The organism is Catenulispora pinisilvae (assembly GCF_015356865.1).
Classification (GTDB): domain Bacteria; phylum Actinomycetota; class Actinomycetes; order Streptomycetales; family Catenulisporaceae; genus Catenulispora; species Catenulispora pinisilvae.
This window is the reverse complement of sequence record NZ_JAAFZA010000016.1, coordinates 68,767-86,087: the sequence shown is the minus strand read 5'-3', so window position 1 is coordinate 86,087 and position 17,321 is coordinate 68,767. Positions and strand designations below refer to the sequence as shown.

Annotated in this window: 3 protein-coding genes; 2 read left to right on the top strand and 1 reads right to left on the bottom strand. The window is 73.3% G+C overall.

Annotation, left to right across the window (positions count from 1 at the left end):
• A partial coding sequence (locus IZR01_RS07085; protein WP_194923341.1) for an MMPL family transporter occupies positions 1-2,132 on the bottom strand: 2,132 nt, incomplete at its 3' end.
• A 549-nt stretch (positions 2,133-2,681) separates the two neighbouring features.
• On the opposite strand from IZR01_RS07085, the gene IZR01_RS07080 reads away from it, so the two are divergent.
• Together IZR01_RS07080 and IZR01_RS07075 are read left to right on the top strand one after the other, a co-directional pair.
• Entirely contained in the window at positions 2,682-3,002 is a 321-nt protein-coding gene (locus IZR01_RS07080) for a hypothetical protein (protein WP_194897514.1), read from the top strand.
• Between the two features lie 114 nt (positions 3,003-3,116).
• Positions 3,117-17,315: a type I polyketide synthase gene (locus tag IZR01_RS07075; RefSeq protein ID WP_194923340.1), complete on the top strand. Its 14,199-nt coding sequence runs from the start codon at positions 3,117-3,119 to the stop codon at positions 17,313-17,315.
• Positions 17,316-17,321 lie beyond the last annotated feature (6 nt).

Sequence of the window (17,321 nt, the reverse complement as noted above, 5' to 3'; positions counted from 1 at the left end):
GCCACCTTCCGCGCGCGAGCGTCACCACCATGCCCGGCCTCGCCGACCCGGTGCGCCGGCCGCGACGGCCACCACGACCGATCCCCGAGCATCAGCAGCCCCGCCGGGACCAGCACCGTGCGCACCAGCAGGGTGTCGAGCAGGACGCCGACCGCGATGGCGGTGCCGACCTGGGCGACCGGGACGTACGGGAGCCGTGACAGGGCCGCGAAGGTGGCGGCCAGCACCACGCCGGCGGCGGTGATCACCCCGCCGGTGACGCTGAGCCCGCGCAGGGTGGCCGTTCGGATGTCGGTGTCCCTGGCCTCCTCGCGGATGCGGCCGATGAGGAAGATGTTGTAGTCCACTCCCAGTGCCACGAGGAATACGAACACGTAGAGCGGGAGCTGGGCCTCGATGCCCGGGTAGCCGAGGGCGTGCCACAACAGGGTGGCCAGGCCGAAGGAGGCCGCGAAGCTCAGCGCCGTGGTGGCCACCAGCAATATCGACGCCACCAGGGCCCGGACCAGAATGGAGATGATCAGCAGCACCACGATCAGGACCAGTGGGATGAGGATCTTGGAGTCCGCGCTGGCGGCCTGGCTGGTGTCGTACTGCACCGCCGGCCCGCCGCCGACCAGTGCGCCCGGCGCCGCGGTGGCCAACCGGCTGCGCAGGTCCTTGATGGCCGTGTATCCGCTGGATTCGTACGGCGGGACGTTCAGGATCACCGAGGCCGTCGAGTAGCCGCCGACCGGGTCCGAGGCCTGGACCGACTGGACGTTCGGCGAGCTCTGCGCCGCCTTGAGCGCGTCGGCGGCCTGGGCCGGCGGGACGAGCACCGTCAGCGGGGCGATCTCGCCGGCCGGATAGTGCGCGTTGACCATCTTCTCGCCGACGACGCTGCCGGCCTGGCCCTTGATCAGGGAGATCGGGTTGTTGTCGGTGCGCAGCCCGGCCAGCCCGAAACAGGCCGCACCGAGCAGTACCACCGAGATCGCGGCCACCAGGGCCGGGCGCTTGGACACCCGGGTGCCCACGGCGTTCCACATCCGGGACCCGTCGGCGCCCGGCTTGCCGGGCCGCGGGATCAGCGGCCAGAATCCGACTCGGCCGACCACCAGGAGCAGCGCCGGCAGCAGGGTCAGCTGGGCCAGCAGCACCGCGCCGATCGCCACCGCGGCGACCGGACCCAGCCCGTGCAGGGCCGAGGACCGCGCGGCCAGCAGGCACAGCATGGCGCAGATCACCGTCGCCGCCGAGGCGGCCAGCGCCGGCAGGGTGCGGCGCAGCGCGATCGCCATGGCCTGGGCCGGTGTCGTCTGGACCCTGAGTTCCTCGCGATATCGGTGGACCAGGAGCAGTGCGTAGTCCGTGGAGGCGCCCATCACCAGCACGGTGAGGATCGCCGTGGACAGCGAGGTGACGGTGACCCCGGCGTTGGTCAGGCCGTGCGTCACCGCCTTGGCCAGCACCAGCGCGGCCAGCGTGCCCAGCAGCGGGAAGACCCACAGCAGGGGACTGCGATAGACCAGCAGCAGGATGACGACCACGATCACCAGCGCGGTCAGCAGCAGCGCGTTCTGGTTGCCCAGGCCGTTGTCCGCGGTGATCGCCGCCGCTCCGGTCACCGCCACCTGCAAGCCGTCCCCGGCCTGGGCGACCGGCCCGGCCACCGCGGCGCGGACCGCCTTGACCGCGGCGGTGTCGGCACTGCTCAGGTCCGCCTGGGAAGTCTGGACGTGCGCGGTGAACTGCATCGCCTTGCCGTCGGCGTTCTGTGGCGCGCCCGGGGCGGTCAACCGCAGCGACGGGCCGACCAGGGCGCTCACCGCGTGTTGCGCGGCGTCGACGGCGGTCTTGTCGTTCGCTGTCAGGCCACTGTTGTCGACGAAGACCACGACGACGTCGTCCGTGCGGTTCGATGACGAGTCGTTCTGGATCTCGGCGACCTTGGTGGACGCGGCGCTGGCCGGGAGATTGGCCTGCGCGGTGTCGTCGGCCGTCACGCCGGACAACGGGGCCAGAATCACGAGGGCGACCAGCCACATCAGCAAGACCGGCCAGCGGGCCCAGCGGAGCGTGCGTGCCAGGCGATCCGGCGTCGGCGGTGGCTGCTCGGCGACGGTGGCGGTCGCGGGCGAGGTCCGCAAGACAGGCTCCTTTGCAGATACATCAAGGGTGATCCGGGATTCGAGCCGACAGCGCTCCCGGGGCGCGCGATGTCAGAGCGAGTGCGCCGGGCCCGACCCACGCATCGCGGCGACCTCACGGTCGCAGCCATATTCGCCTTCCTTGTGGGGGGATGTCCATCTGTTCAGGACCCGCGGCGTGAACACCGGCGCGGCCCGGCGCGCCCGGCTGTGTCCAACTGCTACCTCCCAGCACTTGAACACCGGCCGGACCGGCTCCTGCGACTGCCCGCCGGGGCCCGCTGAGCGGGCAGAACCGCTCGCCGGACCCCGCATATCAGAATCCTGCGAAGCCGGGCGGGGGCGGGGTGAAGAATTTGTACGGTTGAACACTTATTCGGATCAGTTGAACGAGCCCGTGCACGGCCGGCGCCGGTGGCGCTAGCCTCCTCACGGCGGATTAACCGACTGCCCCGATGAATGCTTGCCCTCCATTGCTTCTTTTAAGCACACAAGCGTCGGCGGCGACATCGGCCCGAATCGAATTGCGACCTTGAGGGGTGCTTGGCCGTGGGATTCAAATTCTCGCTCATCCTGAGCCGGAAGATCAGCAAGTCGGAAATCAATACCCTGCGTGAGGCCGGCTGCGAGCAGGCGGAGTTCGGCACGGACACGCTGCCGACCGACGCCTCGGTGCCGGTGGCCCGGCTGGACTTCGACGACACTAAGTCGCAGTCGCTGGAGGAAGCCATCGAGTCGGGTCTGGCCGCCGTCAAGGCGGTGCCGGACCTGGGTATCCCGGGTCTGAACGTCCCGGCCCAGCCGGCCCACCTGCCCGCCGCGGAGCACGAGGCCGCCGGCGACCTGGTGGACGCGCTCGCCGAGGAGTAGCACGCCGGTCCGCCGACCGGGGGGCTCGGCGGGCTCCAGCGTGGCGCCGCACCACCAGTACCAGAGCACTGATACCGCATGGCTTCTGTCAACCCCGGGGGGCGGCGTCCACTCATGGCCAGTGAAGAAAAGCTCCGCGACTATCTCAAGCTGGTCACCGCGAATCTGCGGCAGACGCGGCAGCGGCTCGCGGAATACGAGGAACGCCACCAAGAACCCATAGCCATCGTCGGAATGGGTTGCCGTTATCCCGGTGGTGTCCGCGGCCCGGACAATCTTTGGAGTCTCGTCGAACAAGAGACGGACGCCATATCCGGATTCCCGCTCGACCGCGGTTGGGATGTGGAAGGGCTCTACCACCCCGACCCCGACCACCCGGGCACGACGTACACCCGCTCCGGCGGATTCCTCGACGACGTGGCGGATTTCGATCCCGCGTTCTTCGGGATCAGTCCGCGTGAGGCGCTGGCGATGGACCCGCAGCAGCGGTTGCTGCTGGAGGTGTCCTGGGAAGCGCTTGAACGCGCCGGCATAGAGCCGACCTCATTGCGCGGCACCCGCGCCGGCATCTTCGCCGGCGCGTTCGCCTCCGGCTACGGCGCCACCCTGGCGCAAGAGGACGAGAGCACCGAGGGCCACCTCGTGACCGGGACCGCGACCAGCGTCCTGTCCGGCCGGGTGGCCTTCACCCTGGGCTTCGAAGGGCCCGCGGTGACCGTGGACACGGCGTGCTCCTCGGCGCTGGTCTCCCTGCACCTGGCCTGCCAGGCGCTTCGCAACGGCGACTGCACCATGGCCCTGGCCGGCGGGGTGACCGTGATGGTGACCCCGACGGTTTTCGTGGGGTTCTCGCGGCAGCGCGGGATGTCGGAGGACGGCCGCTGCAAGTCGTTCGGTGCGGAGGCGGATGGTTCGGGTTGGGCTGAGGGCGCGGGTGTCGTCGTCCTCGAACGGCTCTCGGACGCCCGCCGCAACGGCCACCAGGTGCTGGCGCTGGTGCGCGCCAGCGCGACCAACCAGGACGGCGCGTCGAACGGTCTGACCGCGCCGAACGGCCCCTCGCAGCAGCGGGTCATCCGCGCCGCCCTGGCCAAGGCCGGACTGCGCACGCAGGACGTGGACGTAGTGGAAGCCCACGGTTCGGGCACCACGCTCGGCGACCCGATCGAGGCGCAGGCGCTGTTGGCGACCTACGGCCAGGACCGGCCGCAGGACCAGCCGCTGTGGCTGGGCTCGATCAAGTCGAACATCGGCCACGCCCAGGCCGCCTCGGGCGCCGCGGCCGTCATCAAGATGGTGATGGCGCTCCAGAACGGGCTCCTGCCGCGGACGCTGCACGCCGACGTGCCCTCGCCGCACGCCGACTGGACCGAGGGGAACGTCAGGCTGCTGACCCAGGCCCGGCCCTGGCCGGTCGGCGAGCACCCGCGGCGGGCCGGGGTGTCCGGCTTCGGGATCTCCGGGACCAACGCGCACATCATCTTGGAGGAGGCGCCGGCGGAGAATCAGTCCCCGGCCCAGGACGCTCCGGAGGAAGAGAACGCGCAGACCGGCGTGCCGCCTGAGGGGGTCGGCGCGGCGGAGGAGACCGCGCGGGCCGCGACCGGCTCGGCCGATTCCCCGGCCGTCGCCACGCAGCCGCCGGTTCCGGCGGTGATCGCGGACTCCTCGGTGCTGCCGTGGGTGGTGTCGGGGCGTTCCGAGGCCGCGCTGCGCGCGCAGGCCGGTCGGTTGCGGGAGTTCGTGCTGGGCCGGCCGGAGCTGGATCCGCGGGATGTGGGTCACTCGCTCGCGGTGACGCGGTCGGTGTTCGAGCACCGGGCCGTGGTGCTCGGGTCCTACGCCGAATCGCTGGCCGCGGTGGCGACCGGTCAAGCTGCCGATGCGGTGGTCTCGGGGGCGATGCCGACTGCCGGGACCGGCCGGGCGGTGTTCGTCTTCCCGGGTCAGGGTGCGCAGTTCGCCGGTATGGGTCGTGAGTTGTTGGAGTCGTCTCCGGTCTTTGCGGCGCGGATGGCGGAGTGCGCAGCGGCGTTGGCTCCGTTGGTGCCGTGGTCGCTGTTGGATGTGGTGGCCGGGACCGATGGTGCGCCTTCGCTTGATGCGGCTGAGGTTTTCCAGCCGGTGCTGTGGGCGATTCTTGTGTCCCTGGCTGCGGTCTGGCAGGCCGCGGGCGTCACGCCGAATGCGGTGGTGGGTCACTCTCAAGGTGAGATCGCGGCGGCCACGGTCGCCGGGGCGCTGTCCTTGGCCGACGCGGCCAGGATCGTGGTGGTCCGCTCGCGCGCCCTGTCCTCGTTGAACGCCGCGGGCGCGATGGTGTCGGTGGTGATGCCCGAGGATCGCGTCAAGGAACTCATTACGGGTCGCAATGGGCTAGCGGTCGCGGCCGTGAACTCTCCCGCCGCGACCGTCGTGTCCGGCGACCCGGAGTCGGTGGACGCTTTCGAGGCGGAGCTGGCGAAGCAGCGAGTGCTGCGGTGGCGGCTGCCGGTGGTCGACTACGTCGCGCATTCGGCTGGCGCGGACGCGCTTGAAGGCGTGCTTGCGCAAGGTCTTGCCGGGATCGAGCCGCAGCCGGCCCGGATCCCGATGGTGTCGACGGTCACCGGCCAGTGGCTTGAAGGTCCCGAGTTGGACGCCGGCTATTGGTTTGCGAACGTGCGCGACACGGTCCGCTTCGCCGATGCCGTCCGGACTCTGGCGGGCAAGGGCTACCGCTCCTTCATCGAGGTCTCCCCGCAGCCGGTGCTGACGATGGCGGTCTCCGAGACCGTCGAGGACGCAGGGCACGAACTGAACCTCCTCACCGGCACCGTCGAGCGCGAGAACCCCGGTGCCGACCGGCTGGTCCGGGCCTTCGCGGCCGCGTTCGGCGCGGGGCTCGGCATCGACTGGCCGGCGGTGATCGGCGAGGGCCAGGCGGTGGAGCTCCCGACGTACGCCTTCCAGCGTCAGCGCTACTGGCCGCGTACCACCACCGAGCGCCGTCCGTCCGACAGCGCAGCCACCGACAGCTGGCGCTACAAGGCGTCCTGGGTCCCGATGCCCGACCCCGGCCCGAGTCCGGCGACCGGGTCCTGGCTCGTCATCGCGTCCGCCGAGGCCGCCGCCCGGCTCGACGAGTGCGTCAGGGCACTGACGGATGGCGGCGGTCGGGTCCAGGTCCTGCGCGCCGACGACGCCGTCCTCAGCGACCGCGAGGCCTTGGCCGCCGCGCTCGCCGCCTTCGACCTCGAAGACGCCGCCGGCGTCCTGTCCCTGCTGGCCCTGGACGAGCGCCCGCTCCCGGGCTTCGGCCAGACCCCGGCTGGTCTGGCCGGTACCCAGACACTGATCCAGGCCCTCGGCGACGCCGGCGTCAGCGCGCCGCTGTGGGTCCTGACCTCCGGCGCGGTCGCCGCGCCCGGGACCGCCGACCTCACGTCCCCGGCCCAGGCCCAGACCTGGGGCCTCGGCCGGGTCGCGGCCCTGGAGCACCCGGACCGCTGGGGCGGCCTGATCGACCTCCCGCCCGGGCTCGACGCCGACACCGCCGGCCGTCTGCGCGGCGTCCTGGCCGGCTACGGCGAGGACCAGCTCGCGCTGCGCGCCACCGGCGTCCTGGCCCGCCGCCTGGTCCGCGCCGGGAAGCGCGGCGACGTCGGCCGGCGCTGGACTCCCCGCGGCAGTGTCCTGATCACCGGCGGAACCGGAGCCGTCGCCGGGCACGTGGTCGGCTGGCTCGCCGGCCGGGCCGCGCCCCGCGTCGTCCTGACCAGCCGCACCGGCCCGCTCGCCGACGGCGTCGCGGGCCTGGCCGCCGCGACCGCCGACCGCGGGACCGCGGTCGACGTCCTGGCCGGCGACACCGCGAGCCGGGAGCAGCTGTCGGCACTGCTGGACCGGATCGACGCGGACGGCCCGCCGCTGAGCGCGGTGCTGCACGCCGCCGGTGTGTTGCAGGAGACCCCGCTCGCCGACACCACCGCGCGGGAGCTGTCCGACGTCCTGGACGTCAAGGCCAACGGCGCCGCCCTGCTCGACGCGCTGACCGCGGACCGCGATCTGGAAGCGTTCGTCCTCTTCTCCTCGATCGCCGCCACCTGGGGCAGCGGTCTCCAGCCCGGGTATTCGGCGGCCAACGCCTACCTCGACGCGCTCGCCGAGAGCCGGCGCTCGCGCGGCCTGCCCGCCACGTCCGTGGCCTGGGGGCTGTGGGCCGGGCGCGGTCTGGGCGGCGAGTCCGGCAGCGACCACGTGCGACGGCGCGGTGTGCGGCCGATGGATCCGGCCGCGCTGGTCCAGATCCTCGGCGAGGTCATCGACACCGATGAGGACCCGGTCACCGTCGCGGACATCGACTGGGCCACCTTCGCGCCGATCTTCACGCTGCGCCGGCCGAGCCCGCTGATCGCCGATCTGCCGGAGGTCGCCGAGACCGCCGAGACCGCGGACGCGGCCGTCGGCGCCGCACCCGGTGCCGGAAGCGCTTTGGCCCGGCAGCTCGCCGGGGTGACCGGCGCCGAGCGGGACCGGATCGTCACCGACCTGGTCCGGACCGAGGCCGCCGGGGTGCTGCGGTTGGCCGGCGCCGCCGACGTGGACGCCGTCCGCGCGTTCAGCGAGCTCGGCTTCGACTCGCTGATGGCCCTGGAGCTGCGCAACCGGATCGGCGCCGTGACCGGTCTGCGGCTGCCCGCCACCCTGCTGTTCGACCACCCGACGTCGACGGCGGTCGCGGAGTTCCTGCTGACCCGGCTGGTCGCCGAGACTCCCGCGCCGGCCCCGACGCCGGCTGCGCAACCGACGGCGCTCGCCGCCGCCGACGACCCGATCGTGATCGTCGGGATGGGCTGCCGGCTGCCCGGCGGGGTGTCCAGCCCGGAGGATCTGTGGGACCTGGTGGCCGCCGGAGTCGACGCCACCTCCGGCTTCCCCACGGACCGGGGTTGGGACGCGGCCGGCGTCTACGACCCCGATCCCGACCGCGCCGGAACCCACTACACCCGCGGCGGCGGCTTCCTGCGCGGCGTCGCCGACTTCGACCCCGACTTCTTCGGCATCAGCCCGCGTGAGGCGCTGGCGATGGACCCGCAGCAGCGGCTGCTGCTGGAGGCCGGCTGGGAGACCCTCGAACGGGCCGGCGTCGATCCGGCCGCGCTGCGCGGCAGCCGCACCGGGGTCTTCGTCGGAGCCACCGCGACCGACTACGGCCAGGGCCTGCCGGACGAACTCGAGGGCCACCGCGGCACCGGAACCGCCGCCGCCGTGCTGTCCGGCCGCCTGTCCTACCTGCTCGGGCTTGAGGGTCCGGCGATGACCGTGGACACCGCGTGCTCCTCCTCGCTGGTCGCCCTGCACCTGGCCTGCCAGTCGCTGCGCGACGGGGAGTGCGATCTGGCGCTGGCCGGCGGGGTCACGGTGATGCCGTCGCTGGACTGGTTCGTGTGGTTCTCCCGGCAGCGGGGCCTGGCCCCGGACGGCCGCAGCAAGGCGTTCTCCGACGCCGCCGACGGCATGGGCATGGCCGAGGGCGTCGGCGTCCTGCTGGTCGAGCGGCTGTCGGACGCGCGCCGCAACGGGCATCAGGTCCTTGCGGTGGTGCGCGGCAGCGCGATCAACCAGGACGGCGCCTCCAACGGTCTGACTGCCCCGAACGGCCCCTCCCAGCAGCGGGTGATCCGTGCCGCGCTGACCCGGGCCGGGGTCGCCGCCGCCGAGGTGGACACCGTGGAGGCGCACGGCACCGGCACCCCGCTGGGCGACCCGATCGAGGCCCAGGCGCTGATGGCGGTCTATGGCCAGGACCGGCCCGAGGACCGGCCGCTGTGGCTGGGCTCGGTGAAGTCGAACATCGGCCACGCGCAGTGGGCGGCCGGCGCGGCCGGCGTCATCAAGATGGTGATGGCGTTGCGCCGGCAGGAGATGCCGCCGACGCTGCACGCCGAGACGCCGTCGTCGCACGTGGACTGGACGGCCGGGAACGTCAGGCTGCTGAATCGGCCGGTGGCCTGGCCGACCGGACCGGAGCGGGTGCGGCGGGCCGGGGTCTCCTCGTTCGGGCTCAGCGGCACCAACGCGCACGTGATCCTTGAGGAGGCGCCGCAGGATCCGGCGCCCGCGCCGGCCGACGACGACCCGGGCGCCGTGCCGGAAGCCGTCCCGGCCGTGGTGTCCGGGGCGCTCCCGTGGGTGCTGTCGGCGCGGTCGGCGGACGCCTTGCGGGCCCAGGCCGCGCGGCTGCGCGAGCGCCTGCGGCTGAACCCCGACGCCGATGACGCGGACGTGGCGTGGTCGCTGGCCACCACCCGCTCGGCGTTCGAGCACCGGGCCGTGGTCTTCGACCGGGACGGGCTGGCCGAGGTCGCCGACGGCCGTGACGGCGCGCGGGTGCCCAGCGGCGTGGCGCGCGGCACCGCCCGAGTCGGCTTCGTGTTCGCGGGCCAGGGTGCGCAACGGGCCGGGATGGCGGCCGGGCTGCACGCGGCCTCGCCGGTGTTCGCCGCCGTCTTCGACGAGGCGTGCGCGCTGCTGGCGGGCCACCTCGATCTGCCGGTGCGCGAGGTCGCGCTGGGCACCGCCGAGGACGCCGAGGAGCTCGCGGATCAGACCGTTTACGCCCAGGCCGCGCTGTTCGCGGTCGAGGTCGGGCTGGTCGAGGTGCTGGCGGCGGTCGGGCTGCGTCCGGCGGCGGTCGCCGGTCACTCGGTCGGTGAGGCCGCCGCCGCGTACGCGGCCGGGGTGCTGTCGCTGGCCGACGCCTGTGCGCTGGTCGCCGCGCGCGGCCGCCTGATGCAGGCGTTGCCGGCCGGCGGCGCGATGGCCTCGATCGCCGCCACCGAGGCCGACGTGCGAGCCGCGGTGGACGGTATCGAAGGGGTCTGCGTCGCGGCGGTGAACGGTCCGGCGGCCACGGTGGTCTCCGGGGACCGGGAAGCCGTCGCCGCACTTGTCGCGGAGTTCGCCGAGCGCGGCGTGCGGACCCGGTCGCTGCGGGTCAGCCACGCTTTCCACTCGCATCGGATGGACCCGATGCTGGCCGAGTTGGCGCAGCTCGCCGACACGCTTTCCTTCTCCTCGTCGTCGGTTCCGTGGGTGAGCACTGCCACCGGCGCCGTCATCGAGTCCTGCGACGGCGCGTACTGGGCCGACCAGGCTCGCGGCGCGGTGCGGTACGCCGACGCGGTGACGACGATGGCCGGTCTGGACATCGATCTGTACGTCGAGATCGGCCCGGACAACACCCTGTCGGTGCTGGGTTCCGACACACTCGACGGCGCCGGGTTCATCCCGCTGCTGCGCCCCGGCTATGACAGCGCGCTCACCGTCCTGACCGGACTGGGCCGCGCTTGGGCGAGCGGGGCGTCGGTCGACTGGTCGGCGGCGCTCGGCTCCGGTGAGCGGGTCGATCTGCCGACGTATCCGTTCCAGAACCGGCGCTACTGGCCCGAGCCCAACGCCGCGACCGGTGCCGCTGTCGGGCAGGAAGACACCGACGACGCGTTCTGGGCCGCGGTCCACGCCGGTGACGGCGACGCGCTGGCGGACACGCTCGACATGGATCTGCGCCGGCCCTTCGGCGAGGTGCTTCCGGAACTGGCCGCGTGGCGGCGTCGTAAGCAGGGCCGCGCGGTGACGGACGGCTGGCGGTATCAGGTGTCGTGGTCGCCGGTCGCGGAACCGGACACCACCGTGCCGACCGGGACGTGGATCGTCGCGGTTCCGTCGAGCGCGGACGAGTCGGCCGGGACCGTGGCCGAGACGGTGTCGGCGGCGATGTCCGACCGGGGCGCGCGGGTCGTCGTGGTCGCCGCGGACGGCGATCGCCGGGTACTGGCCGAGCGGTTGAGCCGGGCCGCCGGCGCGCTCGATGACGGCGTCGCCGGTGTGGTGTCGCTGCTGGCGCTGGACGAGACGCCGCTGGCCGACCACTCCGCGGTGCCCTCCGGCCTGTTCGGCACCCTGAGCCTGGTCCAGGCGCTCGGCGACGCGGGTGTCGAGGCCCCGCTCTGGCTGCTGACCCAGGGTGCGGTCAGCACCGATCCCGCCGAAGTGTTGGCCAGCCCGTTGCAGGCCCAGGTCTGGGGTCTGGGCCGGGTCGCGGCCGTGGAACACCCCGATCGCTGGGGCGGCCTGGTCGATCTGCCGGCCGTACTCGACGAGCGGGCCGCGGCCCGGTTGTGCGGGGTGCTGGCCGGCGGCGAGGAGAACGAGGTCGCCGTCCGGGCGGCCGGTGTCCTGGCCCGCCGGTTGATCCGGGTCGGCGCCGCCGGGACCGCCGGGGCCGACGGCGGCACATCGTGGTCGCCGCGCGGCACCGTCCTGATCACCGGCGGCACCGGTGCGCTGGCCGGGCACGTCGCCGACTGGCTGGCCACCGAGGGCGCCCGGCACCTGATGCTGACCAGCCGCTCGGGCCCGCGGGCCGCCGGGGTGGCCGCCCTGGTCGCCGGGCTGGCCTCACAGGGTACCGACATCGAGGTCACCGCCGCCGACATCGCCGACCGGGACCAGGCCGCCGCACTGGTGGCGCGCGGCGGTGCGCTGTCCGCCGTGGTGCACACCGCCGGTGTCCTGGACGACGGTCTGCTGGACGGCCTGGACGCCGAGCGTCTGGCTTCTGTGTTGGCCGCGAAGGCAGCCGGCGCCACGCACCTGCACGAGCTGACCGCCGACCACGACCTGGACGCGTTCGTACTCTTCTCCTCGGCGGCGGCCACGTTCGGCGGCGCCGGACAGGGTAACTACGCGGCGGCGAACGCCTACCTGGACGCCTTGGCCGAACAGCGAGCATCGCAGGGCCTTGCCGCGCTGTCCGTGGCCTGGGGCCCGTGGGCGGACGCCGGGATGGCCCAGGCCAGCGCGGCGGTCCGCCGGCGCTTGAGCACGGGCCCGCTGCCGGAGCTGGATCCGGCGCTGGCGGTCGCGGCCCTCGGGCGCGCGCTGACCGCCGGGGACCGCACCCTGGCCGTGGTGGACGTGGACTGGCCCCGGTTCGCCCCGCACGCCGGGCCGTTGGTCCGCGACCTGCCGGAGGCCGCCCACGCGCTGCGTGCCGCGCGGGCGTCCGGTACCGCTTCGATTGCGCCCTCGGCCGGCCAGCTGGCCCGGTCGCTGGCCGGGAAGTCGCGGACCGAGCAGGAGCGGGTGCTCACCGACCTGGTGCGGGCCGAGGCGGCTTCGGTGCTGGGCCACTCCTCCGCGGACGGCGTGGGTGCCGATCGGGCGTTCGGCGAGCTCGGGATCGACTCGCTGACGGCGCTCCAGATGCGGCAGCGTCTCAGGACTCTGACCGACCGGAAGCTGTCGTCGACAATGGTCTTCGACTACCCGACCCCGACCGCGCTGGCCGCGTATCTGCGCACTGAACTGTTCGGCGACGATCCCGCGGCGGGTGCCGCGGCCGGAGCTGACCTTCCGGCGGCGGCCAGCGACGAACCGCTCGCGATCGTCGCGATGGGCTGCCGCTTCCCCGGCGGCGTCCGGAGCCCGGAAGACCTGTGGGACCTGTTGGCCACCGGTACCGACGCCATCGCCGGTCTGCCCTTGGACCGCGGCTGGGATCTGGCCAAGCTCGACGGGCCCGATCAGCCGGAGGCCGGCTATATCCGGGAAGGCGGGTTCGTCTACGACGCGGCGGGCTTCGATCCGGCGTTCTTCGGGATCAGCCCGCGTGAGGCGCTGGCGATGGATCCGCAGCAGCGGTTGCTGCTGGAGGTCGCCTGGGAATCGCTGGAGCGGGCCGGAATCGCGCCGCGATCGCTGCGCGGCAGCCGGACCGGTGTCTTCGTCGGCGGCTATTTCTCCGGCTACGGGACAGGACTTCAGGACGCCTTGAACCGGGGCGTCCCGGGACTGGCGGACAAGGGCCTTCAGGGAAACATGGTGAGCGGCAACGCCACCAGCGTCCTGTCCGGCCGGGTGGCCTTCACCTTCGGGTTCGAAGGGCCGGCGGTGACCGTGGACACCGCGTGCTCGTCGTCGCTGGTGGCCCTGCACCTGGCCGGCCAGGCCCTGCGTTCCGGCGAGTGCTCGATGGCGCTGGTCGGCGGGGTGACCGTGTTCGCCAGCCCGACCTGGTTCGGCTTCACCCGCGAACGGCAGGCCGGTGAGGCGCCGGACGGCCGCAGCAAGTCCTTCGGCGCGGCGGCCGACGGCATGGGCATGGGCGAGGGTGCCGGGCTGTTGGTGGTGGAGCGGCTGTCGGACGCGGTGCGTAACGGTCACCGGGTGTTGGCTGTGGTGCGGGGTAGTGCGACGAACCAGGACGGTGCGTCGAATGGTCTGACGGCGCCGAACGGTCCTTCGCAGCAGCGGGTGATCCGGGCCGCGCTGCGCAACGCCGGCGTCGGCCCGGCCGATGTGGACGTGGTCGAGGCGCACGGTTCGGGCACCTCGCTGGGCGACCCGATCGAAGCGCAGGCGGTGTTGGCGACGTACGGCCAGGACCGGCCGGAGGACCGGCCGCTGTGGCTGGGTTCGGTGAAGTCGAACATCGGCCACGCCCAGGCCGCGGCCGGTGCCGCCGGTTTGATCAAGATGGTGATGGCGCTGCGCAATGGCGTGCTGCCGCAGACGCTGCACGCCGACGAGCCGACGCCGCACGTCGACTGGACCAGTGGGAACGTCCGGCTGCTGACCGAGGCGGTGCGCTGGGAGCCGCGGGAGCGTCCGCGGCGGGCCGGGGTGTCAGGGTTCGGAATCGGCGGCACGAACGCGCACGTGATTCTGGAAGAGGCCCCGGCCGGGGTCCGCGAGGACGACGAGGCCGCGGACGCAGACGGTTCGGCGGGCGCCGCGGCTGCCATTGTGGCGGAGCCGGTTCCGGTGGTGCTCGGCGATGGTCTGGTGCCGTGGGTGGTGTCGGGGCGTTCTGAAGCGGCGTTGCGGGCGCAGGCTGGCCGGCTGCGGGAGTTCGTGCTGGCGCGGCCGGAGCTTGACTCGCGGGATGTGGCCTTCTCATTGGCGGCGACGCGGTCGGTGTTCGAGCACCGCGCTGTGGTGGTCGGGGCGCGCTCGGAGTCGTTGGCCGCGGTGGCCACCGGTCAGGGTGCTGATGCTGTGGTCTCCGGTGTGATGCCGACTGTCGGGACTGGCCGGTCGGTGTTTGTGTTCCCGGGTCAGGGGGCGCAGTTCGCGGGTATGGGCCGTGAGTTGTTGAACACGTCGCCGATTTTCGCGGCGCGGATGGCGGAGTGTGCGGCGGCTTTGACCCCGCTGGTGTCGTGGTCCCTTCTGGACGTGGTGGCCGGGGCTGAGGGTGCGCCTTCGCTTGATGCGGCTGAGGTTTTCCAGCCGGTGCTGTGGGCGGTTCTGGTTTCCCTGGCTGCGGTGTGGGAGGCAGCCGGGGTCATACCGGATGCGGTGGTCGGTCATTCGCAGGGTGAGATCGCTGCTGCGACGGTCGCCGGTGCGCTGTCGTTGGAGGACGCGGCGCGGGTCGTTGTCATTCGCTCGCGTGCCCTGTCCTCGTTGAATGCCACGGGCGCGATGCTGTCCGTGGTGATGCCTGAGGATCGCGTCAGGGAGCTGATCACCGGTCGCGAGGGGTTGGCGATCGCGGCGGTGAACTCGCCTGCTGCGACAGTCGTTTCGGGCGACCCGGCATCGGTGGACGCTTTCGAGGCGGAGTTGGCTAAGCAGCGGGTGCTGCGGTGGCGGCTGCCGGTGGTCGATTACGTCGCGCATTCGGCTGGAGCCGACGCGCTGGAGAGTGTGCTGGCTGAAGGGCTAGCTGGGATCGAGCCGAGGGCGGCTCGGATCCCGATGTTGTCGACCGTGACCGGTCAGTGGCTTGAGGGCTCTGAGTTGGATGGCGGCTACTGGTTCGCGAACGTCCGCGACACGGTCCGCTTCGCCGACGCGATCAGGGAGCTGACCGCAGACGGCTACCGGTCCTTCATCGAGGTTTCCCCGCACCCGGTGCTGACGACGGCGATCAGCGAGACCGCGGAAGAGACCGATCACGAGCTGAGCTTGGTGACCGGCACCGTCGAGCGCGAGGCCCCCGGCGCCGAGCGGCTGATCCGGGCCTTCGCCGCGGCGTTCGTCGCGGGGATCGGGATCGACTGGCCGGCGGTGATCGGCGCGGGTCGCACCGTCGACCTCCCGACCTATGCCTTCCAGCGTCAGCGCTACTGGCCCGACGAGCCCGCGGTATCGGCGCCGTCCGGTGCGGCCGATCCGGTCGACGAGCGGTTCTGGACCGCGGTCGAGAACGCCGATCTGGAGACCGTGGCCGACACCCTGGCCGTCGACGACCTCGATCGGCTCGGCGACATCGTCCCGGCGTTGGCCGCGTGGCGGCGCCGGTCCCGGGACCGCTCGGCCACCGACGGCTGGCGCTATCGGCTCACCTGGGCCCCGGTGCCCGAGCCGCAGGCTTCGGTGCTGTCCGGGACCTGGCTGCTGGTCACCCCGGCGCGGGCCGGGGCGGAGTCGGCCGAGGCGGCGGTGGCCGCCCTGACCGGCCGGGGCGCGCAGGTCCTCACCCTGGCGGTCGGCCCGGAGGACGTCAGCCGCGGTACCCTCGCCGCGCGGATCGAGGCCGTGCTGGCCGATCGCGACGAACCGCCGGCCGGCGTGCTCAGCCTGCTGGCATGGGACGAGTCCCCGCTGACCGGATCGATCGGGGTCGGCTTCGGTATCGCCGCCTCGCAGGTGCTGGTGCAGGCGCTGGGCGACAGCGGTGTAGAGGCCCCGCTGTGGTTCCTCACTTCCGGTGCGATCAGCACCGGCGCGGGGGAGCGGCTGACCAGCCCGTCGCAGGCTCAGATCTGGGGCTTGGGCCGGGTCGTGGCGCTGGAGCACCCGGAGCGCTGGGGCGGTCTGGTCGACGTGCCGTCGGCAGCGTCCCTCGACGTCTCCGTGGCCACCCGCCTGTGCGGGGTCCTGGCCGGCGGCTGCGCCGACGAGGACCAGCTCGCGATCCGCACCGCCGGGATCCTCGGCCGCCGCCTGACCCGCGCCGTGCCCCGCCCGGCTGTCGCAGAACCCTGGTCCCCGAGCGGAACGGTGCTGCTCACCGGCGGCACCGGCGCCGCCGGCGGGCACGTCGCCGACTGGCTCGCCGAGCGCGGGGCGCCCCGGATCGTGCTGGCCGGCCGGACCGGTCCGGCCGCCTCCGGCCTCGCCCGGCTGGCCGCGGGCCTGGCCGCCCGGGGCAGCGCGGTCGAGGTGGTGTCCTGCGATGTCGCCGACCGCGACCGGACCGCCGGGCTGCTGGAGCACATCGCGGCCACCGGCGTCCCGCTCAGTGCCGTGGTCCACGCCGCCGGGGTCGTGCAGGCCACCGCGCTCGCCGACACCACGACCGAGGAACTGGCGGCCGTGCTGGGTGCCAAGGCGGCGGGCGCCGCGATCCTCGACGAGCTGACCGCAGGCCTGGACCTCGAAGCCTTCATCCTGTTCTCGTCGATCGCCGCCACCTGGGGCAGCGGTTGGCAGCCGGCTTACTCGGCGGCCAACACCTACCTGGACGCGCTCGCGGAGAACCGGCGCTCGCGCGGCCTGCCCGCGACCTCGGTGGCCTGGGGCCCGTGGGGCGGCGGCGGCATGACCGACCCGGACAGCGCCGAACGCCTGGCCCGTCGCGGCATCCGGCTCATGGACCCGGCCGCGCTGGTCCGGGTGCTGGACCAGGCCGTGGCCGCCGGCGAGGCGCTGCTCACCGTCGCCGACATGGACTGGGCCGCGTTCGTCTCGGCGTTCACCATGCGCCGGACCAGCCCCCTGATCACCGGGGTCCCCGAGGCCGCGGCGGCGATGGCCGCCGGGGAGCGGGACGACGCGCCGCGACCGGCCGACGCCGACGCCGGGGCCGAGTTGGTCCGGCGGCTGACCGGACGGCCGCGCACCGAGCAGGACCGGATCGTGATCGACCTGGTGCGGGCGGAGGCGGCGCCGATCCTCGGGCATACCTCGGGCACCGCCGTGGAGCCCGGCCGGGCGTTCAGCGACCTGGGCTTCGACTCACTGGCCGCGGTGGCGTTGCGCAACCGGCTGAACGCGGTCACCGGCCTGCGGCTGCCGGCCACGGCGCTGTTCGAGCACCCCACCCCGGCGGCGCTCGGAACCCATGTCCGGGAGCAACTGGTGCAGGACGCCGAGTCCGGGACCTCCGTGCTCTCGGAGCTCGACCGGCTGGAGGCGCTGCTGTCCGGCCTGGACCCGCAGGGCGCCGACGGCTCCCGGATCGCGGCCCGGCTGGAAGCGGTCGCGGCCCGGTGGAAGCAGGCGGCCGACTCGGCCCCGTCGGTCGCCGACCGGCTTGAGGACTCGACCGACGACGAAGTCTTCGACTTCATCGGCAAAGAGCTAGGCATCTCGTGACGACCC

Bases quoted from the DNA above. Each gene is read 5' to 3' on its own strand.
- IZR01_RS07075 (WP_194923340.1), top strand. From the start codon at position 3,117: ATGGCCAGTGAAGAAAAGCTCCGCGACTATCTCAAGCTGGTCACCGCG.